Genomic DNA, 13482 nt, shown 5'->3' on the forward strand with positions numbered 1-13482 from the left:
GGAGAAACCATGCGAGTTTTGGTAACGGGTGGCGCGGGTTTCATTGGATCGGCGGTTTGCCGGCACCTGATCCGAAACGGGGCCGAGCGCGTCGTCAATGTCGACAAGCTGACCTATGCCGGCAGCCTTGCGTCGTTACGGGCGGTGGAAAGCGATCCGCACTATGCTTTCTACCGGGCCGATATCCGCGACGAACAGGTTCTGCTCCAGATCATGCGCCGGGAGGGGATCGATGCGATCATGCATCTTGCTGCCGAGAGCCATGTCGACCGCTCGATCGAGAGCCCCGACCCATTTATGGAGACCAATGTCCTCGGCACGGTGCGGTTGCTTAACGCCGCACTGGCCTACTGGTCGGGGCTCGGCACCGAGGAGCGGGGGCGCTTCCGGTTTCACCATGTCTCGACCGACGAAGTTTTCGGCGACCTTCCGTTCAACCGCGGGATTTTTTCCGAGGAGACTCGCTACGCACCCTCGTCCCCTTACGCGGCTTCTAAAGCAGCGGCGGATCACTTCGCTCGTGCGTGGTACCACACCTATGGTCTTCCGGTGGTGGTCTCGAACTGCTCCAACAATTACGGCCCGTTCCATTTTCCCGAGAAGCTGATCCCCCTGACGATCATCAATGCCATAGAGGAGAAGCCGTTGCCGCTCTACGGCTCGGGAGCGAATGTCCGCGATTGGCTCCATGTCGCCGATCATGCGACTGCGCTGGAACTGGTCGTCAGCCGGGGCAGGCCAGGGGAGAGCTACAATATAGGCGCCCGTGCCGAGCGCAACAATCTGTCGGTCATGGAATGCATCTGCGATCTGCTCGACGTCCGGTTGCCGCGAAAGGGCGGTGACAGCTATCGGGACCTCATCACTCTTGTCCCCGACCGGCCCGGCCACGACCGCCGCTATGCGATCGATCCCTCGAAGGCCGAGCGTGAGCTTGGCTGGAGGCCGAAGCGGAGCTTCGAGGGCGGGTTGAGCGAGACTGTCGACTGGTTTCTCGCAAACAGGTGGTGGTGGGAGCCGATCCGGCGCGAGCGCTATTCCGGCGCCCGCATCGGCGGGCAGCATCGGAGCGTTGCGTGAGAATTGCCGTGACCGGCTGCGAGGGCCAATTGGCCCTCGGCCTCGTGGAACGGTCTCATAGGCGGTCGGGAATGGAGGTCGTTACGATCGGGCGGCCGCACCTCGATCTCACAGAGCCGGCAACGATCCTGCCGGCGATCGAGCGATGCCGGCCGGACCTCGTCGTCTCGGCGGCAGCTTACACGGCCGTCGACCAGGCCGAAAGCGAGCCGGAGGCGGCTTTCGCGGTCAACGCGTTCGGGGCTGGCGCGGTCGCTGAGGCGGCCGCCTGCCTCGAAGTGCCCATCGTCCATATTTCGACGGATTATGTCTTCGACGGGAGCAAACCGGGGAGCTATGCAGAGGGCGACACACCGGCTCCGCTTAGCGTCTACGGCGCTTCCAAGCTTGCCGGAGAAAGCGCGGTTGCCGAGGCAACTCCCCGCCATCTCATCCTGCGCACGGGCTGGGTCTACAGCCCCTTCGGGAAGAATTTCGTCAAGACCGTCCTGCGGCTCGCAGAGGAGCGCGAAGATATCGCCGTCGTTGCGGATCAACGGGGAAATCCGTCATCGGCGATCGACCTTGCGGACGCGATCCTCGATATTTCCGCGCGGCTCACGAAATCCCGTCAGGACGCCGCTTTTGGCCTCTACCACCTCGCTGGCTCGGGCGTCGTAAGCCGGGCCGATTTCGCGCGGCATGCTCTTGCGGCGAGCCGTGCCGCAGGCGGTCCCTGGGCGCATGTTCGGGACATCGCGACGGGTGGGTTTCCGACACCTGCAAGCCGCCCTGCAAACTCGTCGCTGTCGAGCGCCAAATTCAACGCGACCTTCGGCCAGGCCATGCCTGCCTGGCAGGGTTCCGTGGAGCGAACCGTGAGGCGGCTTGTCGAGAGCATTTCGAGTGAAACCAGTTAGAGCGGGACGCGGACGGAAAGCCGCGCGCACTTTCCTCATCCCGCCCTAGCCGGCGAGTTCGGCGCGAAGACCTTGGATGAAAGCGAGAAGCGCCTGCTGCGGATCCGCGCCTTCGCCGGCGAGAACGGTTACGCCCCAGTTTCTGAGCACCGCTTCCTGCACGGGATTCGGCCGGTACATGAAGACGTAGGAAGGAGGCCGGTCCTTTTCGTGTCCGGATCTCCGCCAGGTGCTCCAGATGCGGTGGAGAAGCAGGCGGATGTTCAGGTCCGACATGCTGTAGCCGATGAACAGCACGGTCGCCTCGAGTGCGTCGCTGCGAAAGCGGACGTCCAGCGGAGAGTCGAAGGACAGCCGGTTGAAATAGTCGGTTTCGGTCAGGATGAGCGTGTCTTCATCGTCGAAGTCGCCGTGATACTTGATGATTCGCGTGACGCCTGCGGGCGCGGAGGCGATGTCGCGCACGTGGCTGATCTTTGCATAGCGCTTGCCGTAGACCTCGTAGGCGATTTCCAGATTGCTGTCGTAGTTGGTCGTGTAGATCACCGGAAAGTCGAGCTCGACGATCAACCGATGCAGTTCCGAACGTTCGATGCGCTCCGGCGAGACGCGCCAGTTTTGCCGCATCCATTCGCACAGCGAGGTGATGTCCCCGTGTTGCAGGCGATAGCATTCGGCGATCGTCTGATAGGAGATGTCGGGATCGTGCATGACGGAATCGTCCAGGCGCAGCTCGCTCAGAATGTGATCGACCAGCGTTTTCCACGACGGCAATCCGACGCTCATCGACACGCCAGCCCCGACAAACAGGACCGCGTGCCGGCGCTCCAGCGCCGAAACGATCTCCTTGGTGTGTTTCTTCATGGTCGCTCCTGTTCGGAGCGCTCAACACACGAGGCGGGTAGATGTTCCCTTCTGCGCCTTTACTGTCTGGCTGCCGCCTTCTGGGCGTCGGCACGGGCGGGCGGATCGGGCGCAGCCCATTCCACGGCCGCGATGGCGGAGCCGAGCAGGAGGGCGGGCAGAGCGAGCGCTGCGAAAAACCGAAGCACGTGACGGCGACGCATGCGCTTCTTATCCTGATCGTAAACCATCTTCCGCCCCGCCCTGGATAGATTGGAAACAGCCCTCGTGCGATAGAAGCAGAGAAGCCCCTCAAGGTCGAGTTCCCTGGGTAACACAACTTTGTGTCTGTAACGTCACGTCCGACGGCCGGCTTCCCGGAAAAGCACGATCGCCGCCGGCTCGATGAACCAAATGCGTTCTCATGAGTTCCAACTTCAATGCAATTGAACCAGGAGGACTACTCATGGACTGGAATCGCGTGGAAGGTAACTGGAAGCAGGTCAAAGGGAAGGTCAAGGAGCAGTGGGGCAAGCTCACCGACGATGACCTAGACCAGATCTCCGGCAGCCGCGAGCAGCTCGAAGGAAAGATCCAGGAGCGTTACGGAATCGAGAAGGACCGTGTAAGGCGCGACATAGACGATTGGTACGGCCGCCAGACCTGGAATTGGTGATCAGCGAAACGCCGATCGAGACCCGCCTCGCGGGCCTCGATCGATCGATTTTCCGCCCAGCGATTGTTCCCCTTGATGGAAGGCGAAGATATTTGCCCGACAAACAGCGGATAGTCGATCTTGGCTTCCGCCGCCGGAGCTATGCGCCTATGCTCGCGACTGGAGTCCGAAGCCGGTAGGCCGGCACTAACCTGCGTTTCGCTCAGGAGGCCCAGCCCATGACCACCGAGAATGAACGGGACAACCGCATTCGTACACGCGCCTATGAGCTGTGGGAAAATGACGGAAGACGTGACGGAGACCATGAGCGGTACTGGCACGAAGCCGCTCGGCAAATCGACGCGGGGGGTCATTCCGGTCTTGCCTCGGACCTGCAGCCCGGTGGGACGCAGCCCGGCGGCGGACCCGCCAGGGGCGTCGGGAGCATCGGAAACGAAGGGCCCGAGAAGGCCAAGGCTCCGCCCCGCGGCGCAGGCCCGCGGCGGGGTACGGCGAAGAAGCTATAGAGAAGAGCAGGCTTCGGCGCATCCGGGGAATGAGGCCGGGCCCTAAGCCTGTCTGCCCCGGACGGCCCTGCATCGGCGCCTGCTGCCACGTAACCCAATCAGATCGAGTTTCAGCTCTCCTTCGCAATGGTTGTCCAGGTCGACCGTGCCATCATGGTCGACCCTGCCGTGGCGTCTGACCTTTGGCCGGGGCGGAACAACCGGAACCGGGTTTGGTTACCCAGTGATCGCACCCGCCCTTGGGTCCTATTACCGCAAACCGGATTGAACAAAAGCCAGCCGGTTTTGTTTGACCTCTGCAGAATGAAAGGAGATCGCAATGAAAGTGCCCCGTAAGGAAAAGGCGCTCTCGCGCGACGAGGACTATCGCGACTATGAGGAGCGCGATCTTCGCGAAGGATGGCCCTACTCGGACGGTAGCGGCAGTACCTCGCGCAGCCCCGAAAACAGAAGCTATGGCGCTACCGGCGCGAATTTCGATGAGGACCGCGGAAAGGGCTTCATCGTGGATGAGGCCGGCGCGGACGGTCTTGAGGAAAATCCCGCGGACAATGGTCGTCCTCTGCCGCCGGACCGCATCGACAGCGACGAACTCGAAGCGGTGATCACGGATCTGCTTGGCCAAAGCGATGAAGCCGAGGCAAACAGCATCGACGTGCGCGCCGATAGAGGCGTCGTGACCCTGGAGGGTGCTGTCGAAACCTTGGCGATGGCGCGCCGGCTCGCGGCAGCTGTGGAGGCAGTGCCCGGGGTCCTGGAGGTTCGCAACAATCTTCAAACCCTTGGCGTCGATTCGCACATCCCCGACGACGGGTAGCGAGGACGCCTTTGCGGTTGCGGCGCCGCCGCCGGGACATCGATGGAGGGTCCAATGTCAGTGTTCGAGGTATTGGTCGAGCAGGAAGTGGCCGAAGAACTCGGCGTCGCCGTGGTCATGTTGACCCGGGAGGACAGCCGTGGTCTCCCCCGCAAAGGGATTATGCTCACGCACGAACTCGTCGACGACGCGTTCGAAGGTGACCGTGAACGTGCGGCTGAAGCGGCACGATCCGGCGTGATCGACCATGAGGCGATGCGCCGGATCGAAGGTCCGGACAGGCTGGTTTATCACCCGCGAGGCGCAGCCGATCCTGCCGCATGGACGCTTGCCGCATTCAGCCGCGACGATTTGGGACTGTTCGAAGGACCGGTCCGTTCCGGTGGGGCCGGGGCGGGCGGCATCCAGGTTTAGATTACTTCCAACTGTGTAGCGGTTTTCCGTCCTAGAGCGTTTCAGTGAAAACTGAAACGCTCTAGCTCTGCACAGGCGGGTTGCCAGGGAACAATCCTGTCAATCCGCAGTTGGCTACCTGAAGGGACGTTCGAATGGAGAACATCCGATGAAGGGTATCCTTATCAAGAGTGCGCTCGCTTTAAGTCTCGGGGTTGCGTCCACCCCGGTCTTTGCGCAGACGGAACAGCCGGCACAGGGCCAGTCCACCGAATGCCCGGCGGGCACGGAATGTCCGCAAGGCGGCGCGCAACAGGATCAGCAGCCTGATGCTCAAGGGGGTGCGACACAGGACGGGCAGACGGGCCAGGACCAGCAGCAGCCCACCGATCAGCAGCAACCGGCGGATCAAGGTACCGGCCAGCAGCAGGATCAGCAAGATCAACAGAAGCAGCCTGACCAGCAGCAGGACCAGCAAGGCGAAACCGGGACGCAGCAGGATCAAGGCGGCTCGCAAACCCAGGAGAAGGGGACCGACACGCAGACCGAGCAGCAGGACTCCGAGCAGCAGCCCGCGCAGGGCGAAACCGAGCAGCCCGCTCAAGGCGAGTCCCAGTCGACCGAGCAGGGTCAGACCTCCGGTTCCTCCGGAAATGTCGACGTGACGGTAGAGCAGAAAACCGAAATCACGCAGGTCATCAAGGAAGAAAACGTCGAGCCAATCGACGTCGACTTCGATGTATCCGTCGGAGTGGCAGTGCCGGAGACCGTCAAGGTCAAGCTGAGGCCGCTGCCGACCCGCATCGTGAAGATCGTCCCAAGATACGAAGGCTACCTGTTCTTCGTCCTCGCCGATGGCAGGATCGTCATCGTGGAACCGTCGTCGCTGGAGATCGTGGTGATCCTCGCCTGACTGCTTGCCTCATGAAAGGGGCCGCCTGGTTCTCCAGGCGGACCTTTTTTTGTCCGGCGGTCGTGTGCTGTGGGCTTCGATTTATCCGCAGCGCTCAGGCCTCGGGATTCGAATTATGCCGGCGCCAGATATCCAGGAGCAGCAGCGTTACCGTGAAGGCTACCGGACCGATCACCAGCCCCGCCGACCCGAATACGATTATCCCTCCGATCATGCTCATGAAGGCCGTCAGCGTGTGGAGCTTCAGGCGGTCTCCCACGAAAATGGGGTAGAGAAGATTGTCGATGGTCGCAACCACTCCGGCACCCCAGGCGACGAGTATGAGCGCCTTTCCCCACTCGCCCCCCAGGGCCAGCGACAGCGCGGCCGGAAGCCAGACGATAAAGGCGCCGAGCACCGGCACGACGGCGAGCAAGCCCATGGCGAGACCCCAGACCACAGGCGCCGGCAGACCGAGCAACCAGAACATCAGGCCGCCCATCGCGCCCTGTACGGCAGCAACGGCCACCGTGCCGAAGACGACGGCCTGCACCGTTTCGTTTACCCGCGTGAACAGCCGGTTCATCTCCTGCGAGCTGAGAGGGGAATATTCCTTCAGCGCGCCCAGTGCTTGCTGGCCGTCGCGCAGAAAATAGAACAGAAAATAGAATGTCAGGATGGCGTCGACGATCTGGGCAACGGAACCACGTACAAATGAGGCGCTGAAGTTGGTCAGCCAACTGGTCGCACTACCAGCGATTCCGGCAAGATCAAGCTGCGTTTCGATCCAGACGACGACCGGCGCAAGGCGTGGATAATTGGCGAGCGCATCGCGCCAGGTGCCCGACCTCACCGCTTCCTCGACGATCTGTGCCCCTTTGGCAGCTTCGTTCACCAATCGTTCCGCCATGAAGGTGAGCGGAACAGCCACGACGAAGGCGGCGATCGCCACGGTCGCCGCGGCCGCGGCTTCCGGGTAGCGGAGCCGTTTTTCGATCCGACGATGCAGCGGCCGGAACATCACAGTGAGCACGAGCGCCCATGTGAGCGCGGGGAGGAAGGGCACGGCGAGGAAATAGCAGACGACCAATCCCACGACGAGAGCGACAAGGATTGCCAATGTTCGCGAACGCCGCGGCGTCAGTAGGCGGTCTGGAGCATGCTTTTCCTCACCTACGGAAACACTCTTCGTCATCGCGTTTTCTTCGCCCGTTTGCGGCAGTTTGGGTCCAGTGGGACGGACTTGTCAAAAGATAACGCATCTCAACCGAAAGACGTTGCGACAGCCTGATGTAAACGGGCGCATCATGCGAGGAATTGCCCCGGCAGTGCCCGTTGGTCTTGGCTGGTGGGAGCCACTACACAACACTTTGAACATGGTTTGGTAGCGCAATCGGCGTGGATGCTGGACAGTTCGTGCGGGCGAGAAAGTGGGACCCTTGGGGCATGGCGATGGCGCATGGGCGCCGGCGCGTTTTTGGTTCGGTGGAACAAAGGAAGATAGATATGTCTTTCAGGCCGCTTTTCGGTAGTGGGCGAATTCGGACTGCCGGAGAGCAGCCGGCGCAGCCCACGACAGCTTCTTGGGCCGGTTCCTCGGTCGTTTTTGATCGTCGGCGGTGGACATGCCGGGAAGCCGAACTTCGCTGGACGGCGCCGCATCACGTACTCGTTCTGACGGAGGAAGGCGCCACATCGCAGACCTCCATCCGATCCGATGGGAAGATGGTTTATGAGGGGCGGGACCGATCCGGTGCGATAACGTTCGTGCCCGCGGGGGTGGAACGACTCGGTGCCTATCGCGACGTCGATCTTACCTATTCCGCCCTGTGGATCGATCCCCGGTCTATCTCTCCCGCCAGTGAACACCTGAAGGATTTACCGGTGCTGATAAACAAGAGCGACACTGTGATCAGCGCGCTGTTGAAATCGCTGAGTAGCGAGATATCCAACGGCCATATCCCCGATTCGGCCTATGTGGATCATCTGATTGCACTCGTCACTTTGCGGATACGTGGCTTCGCTGATGAGCCCGTCCCGGCTCCCCGCCATGGCTCCCTTGGCAGCCGCGTCGTCAAACGGGTCCGTGATTATGTCGACGCACATTTGGATGGCGACATTTCCCTCGGCGATTTGGCCGATGTCGCCGGTGTTGCCTCGGATTCTTTTGCGCGTCGCTTCAAAGTCACGACTGGCTTCGCACCTTACGCCTATGTGCTCGAGGAACGCATCCGGCGCTCGGAGGCGCTCCTGTGCGAGACCGACACTACGCTGAGCGCGATCGCATTGGCCTGCGGCTTCTCGAGCCAGAGCCACTTCACCACGACATTCAAGCGCCTGCGAGGCGTCACCCCGCACGCTTATCGGTCAAAAGTTATTCCGGAATCCTGATAATCCCGCCGATTTCCTGAAAGAAACGGCAGGCGCGGGCGGCCATGTTGCGTCGTGTCGATGCGCGCTGCTCGGTGTGTTCCAGGCGGCGTGCAGCCACCTCGCAGTCGAATCCGGAGATGACTCATGGACGAAACGCAAAAGGACATTGGACCGACGCGAAGAGCCGTGCTCGAGGGCGGTGCAGCCACGACGCTGCTCCTCATCGCCGGCCTGCCTGTCGGGCGTGCCGCTGCAACCGGTGCTGCCGTTGCCGCACCGCCGGAAACCCCGACGCCCACGCTGCCGGTGCTGCTCAACATCAATTCCAATAACATCGCCGTGGAACTGGATCCGCGGACCACGCTGCTCGACACCTTGCGCAACCATCTCGTTCTCACCGGTTCGAAAAAGGGTTGCGACCATGGTCAATGCGGAGCCTGCACCGTTCTGGTGAACGGACGCCGGATCAATGCCTGTCTGACGCTCGCCGCGATGCATGAAGGGGATGAGATCACCACGATCGAGGGGCTTGCAGGTGAGGACGAACTTCACCCGATGCAAGCGGCATTTATCGAACACGACGGCTTTCAGTGCGGCTATTGCACACCCGGACAGATTTGCTCCGCAGTCGGAATGCTGCGGGAGGTCAGGGAAGGTTGGCCAAGCCACGCAAGCGCGGATGTTGCGGCCGCTCCGACCAATCTCACCGAGGCCGAAATCCGCGAGCGCATGAGCGGCAATATCTGCCGTTGCGCCGCTTACCCCAACATCGTAGCCGCCATTCGCGATGCGGCAGAGAGGTCATGAAGCATGCAACCCTTCTCCTATCAGCGGGCAGACACAGTGGAAACGGCCGTTGCGGCTGTGGCGGGCAGGCCGGCGGCACGTTTCATCGCAGGAGGCACCAATCTCCTGGACCTGATGAAGCTGGGCATCGAGCGGCCGGAGCATCTCGTCGACATCGGCCGTTTGGGACTTGACCGCATCGAGCCGACCGAGGAGGGCGGATTGCATATCGGCGCTCAGGTCCGCAATAGCGATCTCGCCGCCGATCCGATAGTCAGGTCCCGCTACCCGGCTCTGTCTCAGGCGCTGCTGGCGGGCGCCTCCGGCCAGATACGAAACAAGGCTTCGACAGGCGGCAACCTTCTCCAACGCACGCGATGCCCCTACTTCTACAACCGCAACATGCCTTGCAACAAGCGAGAACCGGGCGCCGGTTGCGCCGCGCTCAGGGGCTTCAACCGGATGCATGCGGTCATCGGAACGAGCCAGGCGTGCATTGCCGTGCATCCCTCAGACATGGCGGTCGCGATGGCGGTGCTCGACGCGAACGTCGAGACGGTCTCTCCGGGAGGTGAAACGCGTTCGATCCCGATCGGAGATCTCTACCGGCTGCCCGGCACGACGCCCCACCAGGAGACCGTGCTTGCCCACGGGGAAATGATCACCGGCGTTACTCTGCCGCCACCACCCGCGGGCCGGCAGGCATATCGCAAGGTGCGCGACCGTGCCTCCTACGCGTTCGCCCTCGTTTCCGTTGCAGCAATCATCGAGGTTTCCGGCAATCGGGTGCGAACCGCTCGTGTCGCCTTGGGCGGCGTCGCGCCGAAACCCTGGCGGGCACTGGAAACCGAGAGCAGGCTCGCGGGCGCGGCACTATCGGACAATGTGCTGACGGACGCGGCGGAGGCCGCCCTGGCGGGAGCCGTCGGACATGGCGGCAACGACTTCAAGATTCCCTTGGGCAAGCGGACGGTGCGTTACACGCTCTCTTCCGCGGCCGAACAAGCGTGACCCGAGCAGACTGGTGGAAACAATGACAGATAAGGCGCAGCGACATACCACAAGCGGCGGCAGCCTCATAGGCAGACCCGTCGACCGCGTCGATGGACCGGTCAAGGTTACCGGTACCGCTACCTATGCCTACGAAGTCGCGGAGGGCCCGCCTTCGGCTTTCGGTTTTGTGCTGGGTGCGGGCATCGCCAAAGGCCGCATTCTGGAAATCGAAACCGGCCTGGCCGAACGAACGCCGGGCGTCCTTCACGTGATGACGCATCTGAATGCACCGCCCCAACCGGAATTCGGTCCGGCCGTTACGCCGGCCGTGCGCGAGGTTTTCACCCGTGCGCGGCCCGTGCTTCGCGACGGCCGCATTCGCCACTATGACGAGCCGATCGCACTTGTGGTCGGCGAGACCTTCGAGGCCGCACGCGCCGCTGCGGCCCTCATCCAGGTTCGCTACGAAGAAGCAGCCGGCGACTTCGGCCTCGAAGAGCGCCGCGGAGCGGCCTACGCACCGCAGCGGACCAATGCAGGCTTCGATACGGATAGCGCAGTGGGCGATTTCGATGCGGCCTTTGCCGAGGCGGCGGTACGGATCGACATGACCTACCGTACGCCCTACCAGCACCACAATCCGATGGAGCCCCATGCGACATTGGCGATCTGGCAGGGTGACGACGTGACCATCCATACTTCGGCGCAGACCCTCTCGAACTTTCGAGCCGGCCTCGCTGCTACGCTCGGCATTCCGCTCGAGCGCGTGCGCGTGATCAGCCGTTACATCGGTGGTGGTTTCGGCTCCAAACTCATCGTGCATGCCGATTCGGTGCTCGCAGCTCTGGCCGCGCGCATTCTGGGAAGACCCGTCAAGGTCGCCCTAACGCGCCAGCAAATGTTCGCCAATGCCGGGCACCGTGCGGAAATGCTCCAGAACGTTCGATTGGGCGCGAGCGCCGACGGAAAACTGCTGGCTCTCGGACACGATGTCTGGTCGGCAACCTCTCGAGTTGAGGAATTCTGCGAGCAGACGGCGGTCTTCGCCCGTTCGCTCTATGCCGCACCCAGTCGCCTGACCCGCCACCGGCTCGTTCCAGTCGACCTCAACAGAGGCGAGTGGATGCGGTCTCCGGGCGAGGCGCCGGGCATGCTCGCGCTGGAATGCGCCATGGACGAGTTGGCCGAGCGGCTGGGTCTTGACCCGATCGAGCTCAGGATCCGCAACGAGCCCGATCTCGATCCCGAGCGCGGGGTGCCGTTTTCGACGCGTAACCTCGTGACATGCATGCAGGAGGGGGCGCGGCGCTTCAGTTGGGAGCGGCGCAGGTCGGAACCGGGCAGCCTGCGCGAAGGCCGTAAGCTGGTTGGCTTCGGCATGGCCGCTGCGATCCGGCCAAACTACATCGGAGCGGCGGCGGCCTCGGTTCGGATCGACGCGGAGGGACGAGTGACCGCTCGCCTCGACATGACCGATATCGGTACGGGGACCTACACCATCCTGACGCAGATTGCCGCCGATGCCCTGGGCGTTCCGCTTGCGGCAATCACGATCGAGCTTGGGGATAGCCGCTATCCCTTGACGGCAGGCTCCGGCGGTTCCTGGGGAGCGGCAAGTGCCGGGACGGCCCTCTTGCGTGCGTGCGAAGCGCTGAAACGGAAGATCGTGAACGCGGTGCGCACGCAACCGGGTACACCGGCCCAGAATTCCGGGACTGACGACGTCACGATAGCCGCTGGAGCGGTCCGCTTCGGCGAACGGACGGAAGCGTTGGCGGAATTTATGCGGCGTGTCGCACCCCAAGGGCTCGACGCCACGGGTTCGGTCGAGGCCGGTGCGAGCACCGAGAGCTACCGCGCATTCTCGCAGCATTCCTATGGCGCGCATTTCGCCGAGGTCAGCGTCGACTGCGACACGGGAGAGATCCGTGCGAGGCGCTTGCTCGCCGTGATCGGCGCAGGCCGTATTCTCAATGCGAAAACGGCGCGTTCACAGATTCTCGGAGGTATGACCTGGGGTCTCGGCGCAGCATTGATGGAGGAATCCGTCCTTGACCGCCGCTACGGATGTTTCGTCAATCATGACCTTGCCGAGTACCACGTTCCAGTCAATAGCGACGTTCCAGACCTCGATGTGGTGTTCATCGAGGAGAACGATGACAAGGCCAACCCTTTCGGCGCGAAGGGTCTCGGAGAGCTCGGCGTTTGCGGTGCCGGCGCGGCGATCGCCAACGCGGTCTATAACGCCACCGGGGTAAGGGTTCGCGAGTTCCCGCTGACCCTGGACAAAGTCCTGCCGGGCTTGGCGACGGTTGCGCTTTGAATTCCGGCGAAAGCGGGCTGCGGACCCTTTCAGGTCGGTGTCGAGCCCATCACCAGACCTTCGATATCGTGTTTCTGCGTGACGGGGATCAGCTCATCGACAACCCTGCAGACGAGGTGCTGCTTCACCAGAACGGGCAGGGCATCAAAGTAATCCTGAGTCACCATCATGTCGTGCAGTTCGGCGTGGCCCGCGCCGGGCGCGTCGACGCCGAGGACCATGACCGGGCGGGCGATCGGCGACGCATGTTCCGTACCCCGGTGGATCGTGAGCGCCGAGCGGCATGAAACATCGCCCAGCTTCGGATACTTGCGCGTCGCGAGCTCCTGAAACGCGGGCCACCTCTCCTTGGGCGGGAACATTTCATGCTTCCACTCCCTGCCGTCGAGCCACTGGGTGCCGGGCGCGATCTCGAACGGCCCCATATCCTCCGTCACGTCCACGCCGGTGAGGTTAAAGGCAAGCGAGGTGATGCGGCGCTCGACGTAGGTTTCGGGCGGCGAGGGGAAGTCGCGATGCCAGGGCTGGTACTTCGCCCCCTGAAACGGCACGTCGAAGCCGATCTCGACGATCTGGTAGTCGGGACCGAGCACCGCCTCGCACATGCCGGCCACCCACGGATGGGTGACGAGGTCGACGAAGCCGGAAAAATCCTGCGGATGGATCTCGACGTACCAGCGGCGCGGCCCACGGCCGACGGCGCCACCCGGCCGCTGAATCGCCGACCAGAAAGCCGTCATCATGTCCTCACGCATCGTTTCTGCCCATTCGCGCGAGAAGGCGCTCTTCAGTCCGGTGATGCCCTCCCGTTGCAAGGCTTCGACGGACGCGCTGAAATCGTAGCCCGACCGGGCTTCCTGTGTTGCTGTCGTAGTCATCACATCTCCTCTCGCTTTCGAAT

At 62.7% G+C, this 13482-nt stretch carries 15 protein-coding genes; 11 read left to right on the forward strand and 4 right to left on the reverse strand.

Annotated features, from left to right (window positions below; all coding sequences use genetic code 11):
* Nucleotides 1–9: 9 nt before the first annotated feature.
* Complete coding sequence (gene rfbB / locus JOH52_RS19440; protein ID WP_015243052.1) at nucleotides 10–1080, forward strand: dTDP-glucose 4,6-dehydratase; 1071 nt, start codon at nucleotides 10–12, stop codon at nucleotides 1078–1080.
* Nucleotides 1077–1979, forward strand: a complete 903-nt coding sequence (rfbD, locus tag JOH52_RS19445) for a dTDP-4-dehydrorhamnose reductase (RefSeq protein ID WP_014527183.1) — start codon at nucleotides 1077–1079, stop codon at nucleotides 1977–1979. The genes rfbB and rfbD overlap by 4 nt, the downstream gene beginning before the upstream one ends.
* 45 nt (nucleotides 1980–2024) lie before the next feature.
* Here the strand turns inward: rfbD and JOH52_RS19450 are convergent, their stop codons facing one another.
* The gene (locus JOH52_RS19450; RefSeq protein ID WP_014527182.1) at nucleotides 2025–2843 is read right to left on the reverse strand and encodes an SIR2 family NAD-dependent protein deacylase; all 819 of its coding nucleotides are present in this window, start codon (nucleotides 2841–2843) and stop codon (nucleotides 2025–2027) included.
* Nucleotides 2844–2902: 59 nt separating this feature from the next.
* Nucleotides 2903–3046: a hypothetical protein gene (locus JOH52_RS19455; protein ID WP_127672122.1), complete on the reverse strand. Its 144-nt coding sequence runs from the start codon at nucleotides 3044–3046 to the stop codon at nucleotides 2903–2905.
* Nucleotides 3047–3288: 242 nt separating this feature from the next.
* Here JOH52_RS19455 and JOH52_RS19460 point away from each other — a divergent pair, with 242 nt between their 5' ends.
* From JOH52_RS19460 to JOH52_RS19480, 5 genes are all read left to right on the forward strand, one after another.
* A complete protein-coding gene (locus tag JOH52_RS19460) occupies nucleotides 3289–3498 on the forward strand; it encodes a CsbD family protein (RefSeq protein WP_003528984.1) in 210 nt (69 codons plus the stop codon).
* Between the two features lie 218 nt (nucleotides 3499–3716).
* Nucleotides 3717–4004 carry a DUF2934 domain-containing protein gene (locus tag JOH52_RS19465; protein ID WP_014527181.1) on the forward strand — a complete coding sequence of 96 codons (288 nt, stop codon included), beginning with the start codon at nucleotides 3717–3719 and terminating at the stop codon, nucleotides 4002–4004.
* 319 nt (nucleotides 4005–4323) lie between these two features.
* Nucleotides 4324–4821: a BON domain-containing protein gene (locus JOH52_RS19470; protein ID WP_010975756.1), complete on the forward strand. Its 498-nt coding sequence runs from the start codon at nucleotides 4324–4326 to the stop codon at nucleotides 4819–4821.
* Between the two features lie 54 nt (nucleotides 4822–4875).
* Entirely contained in the window at nucleotides 4876–5235 is a 360-nt protein-coding gene (locus JOH52_RS19475) for a hypothetical protein (RefSeq protein ID WP_013850672.1), read from the forward strand.
* Between the two features lie 148 nt (nucleotides 5236–5383).
* Nucleotides 5384–6127, forward strand: coding sequence for a DUF1236 domain-containing protein (locus JOH52_RS19480; protein ID WP_017268517.1), 744 nt, complete (start codon nucleotides 5384–5386; stop codon nucleotides 6125–6127).
* Between the two features lie 94 nt (nucleotides 6128–6221).
* Here the strand turns inward: JOH52_RS19480 and JOH52_RS19485 are convergent, their stop codons facing one another.
* Entirely contained in the window at nucleotides 6222–7301 is a 1080-nt protein-coding gene (locus JOH52_RS19485; protein ID WP_013850670.1) for an AI-2E family transporter, read from the reverse strand.
* Between the two features lie 311 nt (nucleotides 7302–7612).
* On the opposite strand from JOH52_RS19485, the gene JOH52_RS19490 reads away from it, so the two are divergent.
* The 4 genes from JOH52_RS19490 to JOH52_RS19505 all read left to right on the forward strand — a co-directional run bounded on the left by JOH52_RS19490 (nucleotide 7613) and on the right by JOH52_RS19505 (nucleotide 12581).
* Complete coding sequence (locus JOH52_RS19490) at nucleotides 7613–8497, forward strand: helix-turn-helix domain-containing protein (protein WP_017268518.1); 885 nt, start codon at nucleotides 7613–7615, stop codon at nucleotides 8495–8497.
* Nucleotides 8498–8623: 126 nt separating this feature from the next.
* On the forward strand, nucleotides 8624–9286 hold the full coding sequence (locus JOH52_RS19495) for a 2Fe-2S iron-sulfur cluster-binding protein (protein WP_014527178.1): 663 nt from the start codon (nucleotides 8624–8626) through the stop codon (nucleotides 9284–9286).
* A 3-nt stretch (nucleotides 9287–9289) separates the two neighbouring features.
* Nucleotides 9290–10276, forward strand: coding sequence for an FAD binding domain-containing protein (locus JOH52_RS19500; protein WP_014527177.1), 987 nt, complete (start codon nucleotides 9290–9292; stop codon nucleotides 10274–10276).
* A gap of 22 nt (nucleotides 10277–10298) precedes the next feature.
* Nucleotides 10299–12581, forward strand: coding sequence for a xanthine dehydrogenase family protein molybdopterin-binding subunit (locus tag JOH52_RS19505; protein WP_015008278.1), 2283 nt, complete (start codon nucleotides 10299–10301; stop codon nucleotides 12579–12581).
* 29 nt (nucleotides 12582–12610) lie between these two features.
* Here JOH52_RS19505 and JOH52_RS19510 read toward each other — a convergent pair whose 3' ends face one another.
* Nucleotides 12611–13459 (reverse strand): phytanoyl-CoA dioxygenase family protein, encoded by an 849-nt coding sequence (locus JOH52_RS19510; RefSeq protein WP_127657766.1) that lies wholly within the window; start codon nucleotides 13457–13459, stop codon nucleotides 12611–12613.
* Between the last annotated feature and the right edge of the window lie 23 nt (nucleotides 13460–13482).

Source organism: Sinorhizobium meliloti (genome assembly GCF_017876815.1).
Taxonomy (GTDB): Bacteria; Pseudomonadota; Alphaproteobacteria; order Rhizobiales; family Rhizobiaceae; genus Sinorhizobium; species Sinorhizobium meliloti.

Excerpts from the sequence above, each read along its gene's own strand:
- JOH52_RS19455 (WP_127672122.1), bottom strand. The coding sequence starts at position 3,046 with ATGCGTCGCCGTCACGTGCTTCGGTTTTTCGCAGCGCTCGCTCTGCCC.
- JOH52_RS19475 (WP_013850672.1), top strand. The coding sequence starts at position 4,876 with ATGTCAGTGTTCGAGGTATTGGTCGAGCAGGAAGTGGCCGAAGAACTC.
- rfbB (WP_015243052.1), top strand. The coding sequence starts at position 10 with ATGCGAGTTTTGGTAACGGGTGGCGCGGGTTTCATTGGATCGGCGGTT.
- JOH52_RS19470 (WP_010975756.1), top strand. The coding sequence starts at position 4,324 with ATGAAAGTGCCCCGTAAGGAAAAGGCGCTCTCGCGCGACGAGGACTAT.
- JOH52_RS19465 (WP_014527181.1), top strand. The coding sequence starts at position 3,717 with ATGACCACCGAGAATGAACGGGACAACCGCATTCGTACACGCGCCTAT.
- JOH52_RS19485 (WP_013850670.1), bottom strand. The coding sequence starts at position 7,301 with ATGACGAAGAGTGTTTCCGTAGGTGAGGAAAAGCATGCTCCAGACCGC.
- JOH52_RS19495 (WP_014527178.1), top strand. The coding sequence starts at position 8,624 with ATGGACGAAACGCAAAAGGACATTGGACCGACGCGAAGAGCCGTGCTC.
- JOH52_RS19450 (WP_014527182.1), bottom strand. The coding sequence starts at position 2,843 with ATGAAGAAACACACCAAGGAGATCGTTTCGGCGCTGGAGCGCCGGCAC.
- JOH52_RS19480 (WP_017268517.1), top strand. The coding sequence starts at position 5,384 with ATGAAGGGTATCCTTATCAAGAGTGCGCTCGCTTTAAGTCTCGGGGTT.
- JOH52_RS19500 (WP_014527177.1), top strand. The coding sequence starts at position 9,290 with ATGCAACCCTTCTCCTATCAGCGGGCAGACACAGTGGAAACGGCCGTT.
- JOH52_RS19460 (WP_003528984.1), top strand. The coding sequence starts at position 3,289 with ATGGACTGGAATCGCGTGGAAGGTAACTGGAAGCAGGTCAAAGGGAAG.
- JOH52_RS19510 (WP_127657766.1), bottom strand. The coding sequence starts at position 13,459 with ATGACTACGACAGCAACACAGGAAGCCCGGTCGGGCTACGATTTCAGC.
- JOH52_RS19490 (WP_017268518.1), top strand. The coding sequence starts at position 7,613 with ATGTCTTTCAGGCCGCTTTTCGGTAGTGGGCGAATTCGGACTGCCGGA.
- JOH52_RS19505 (WP_015008278.1), top strand. The coding sequence starts at position 10,299 with ATGACAGATAAGGCGCAGCGACATACCACAAGCGGCGGCAGCCTCATA.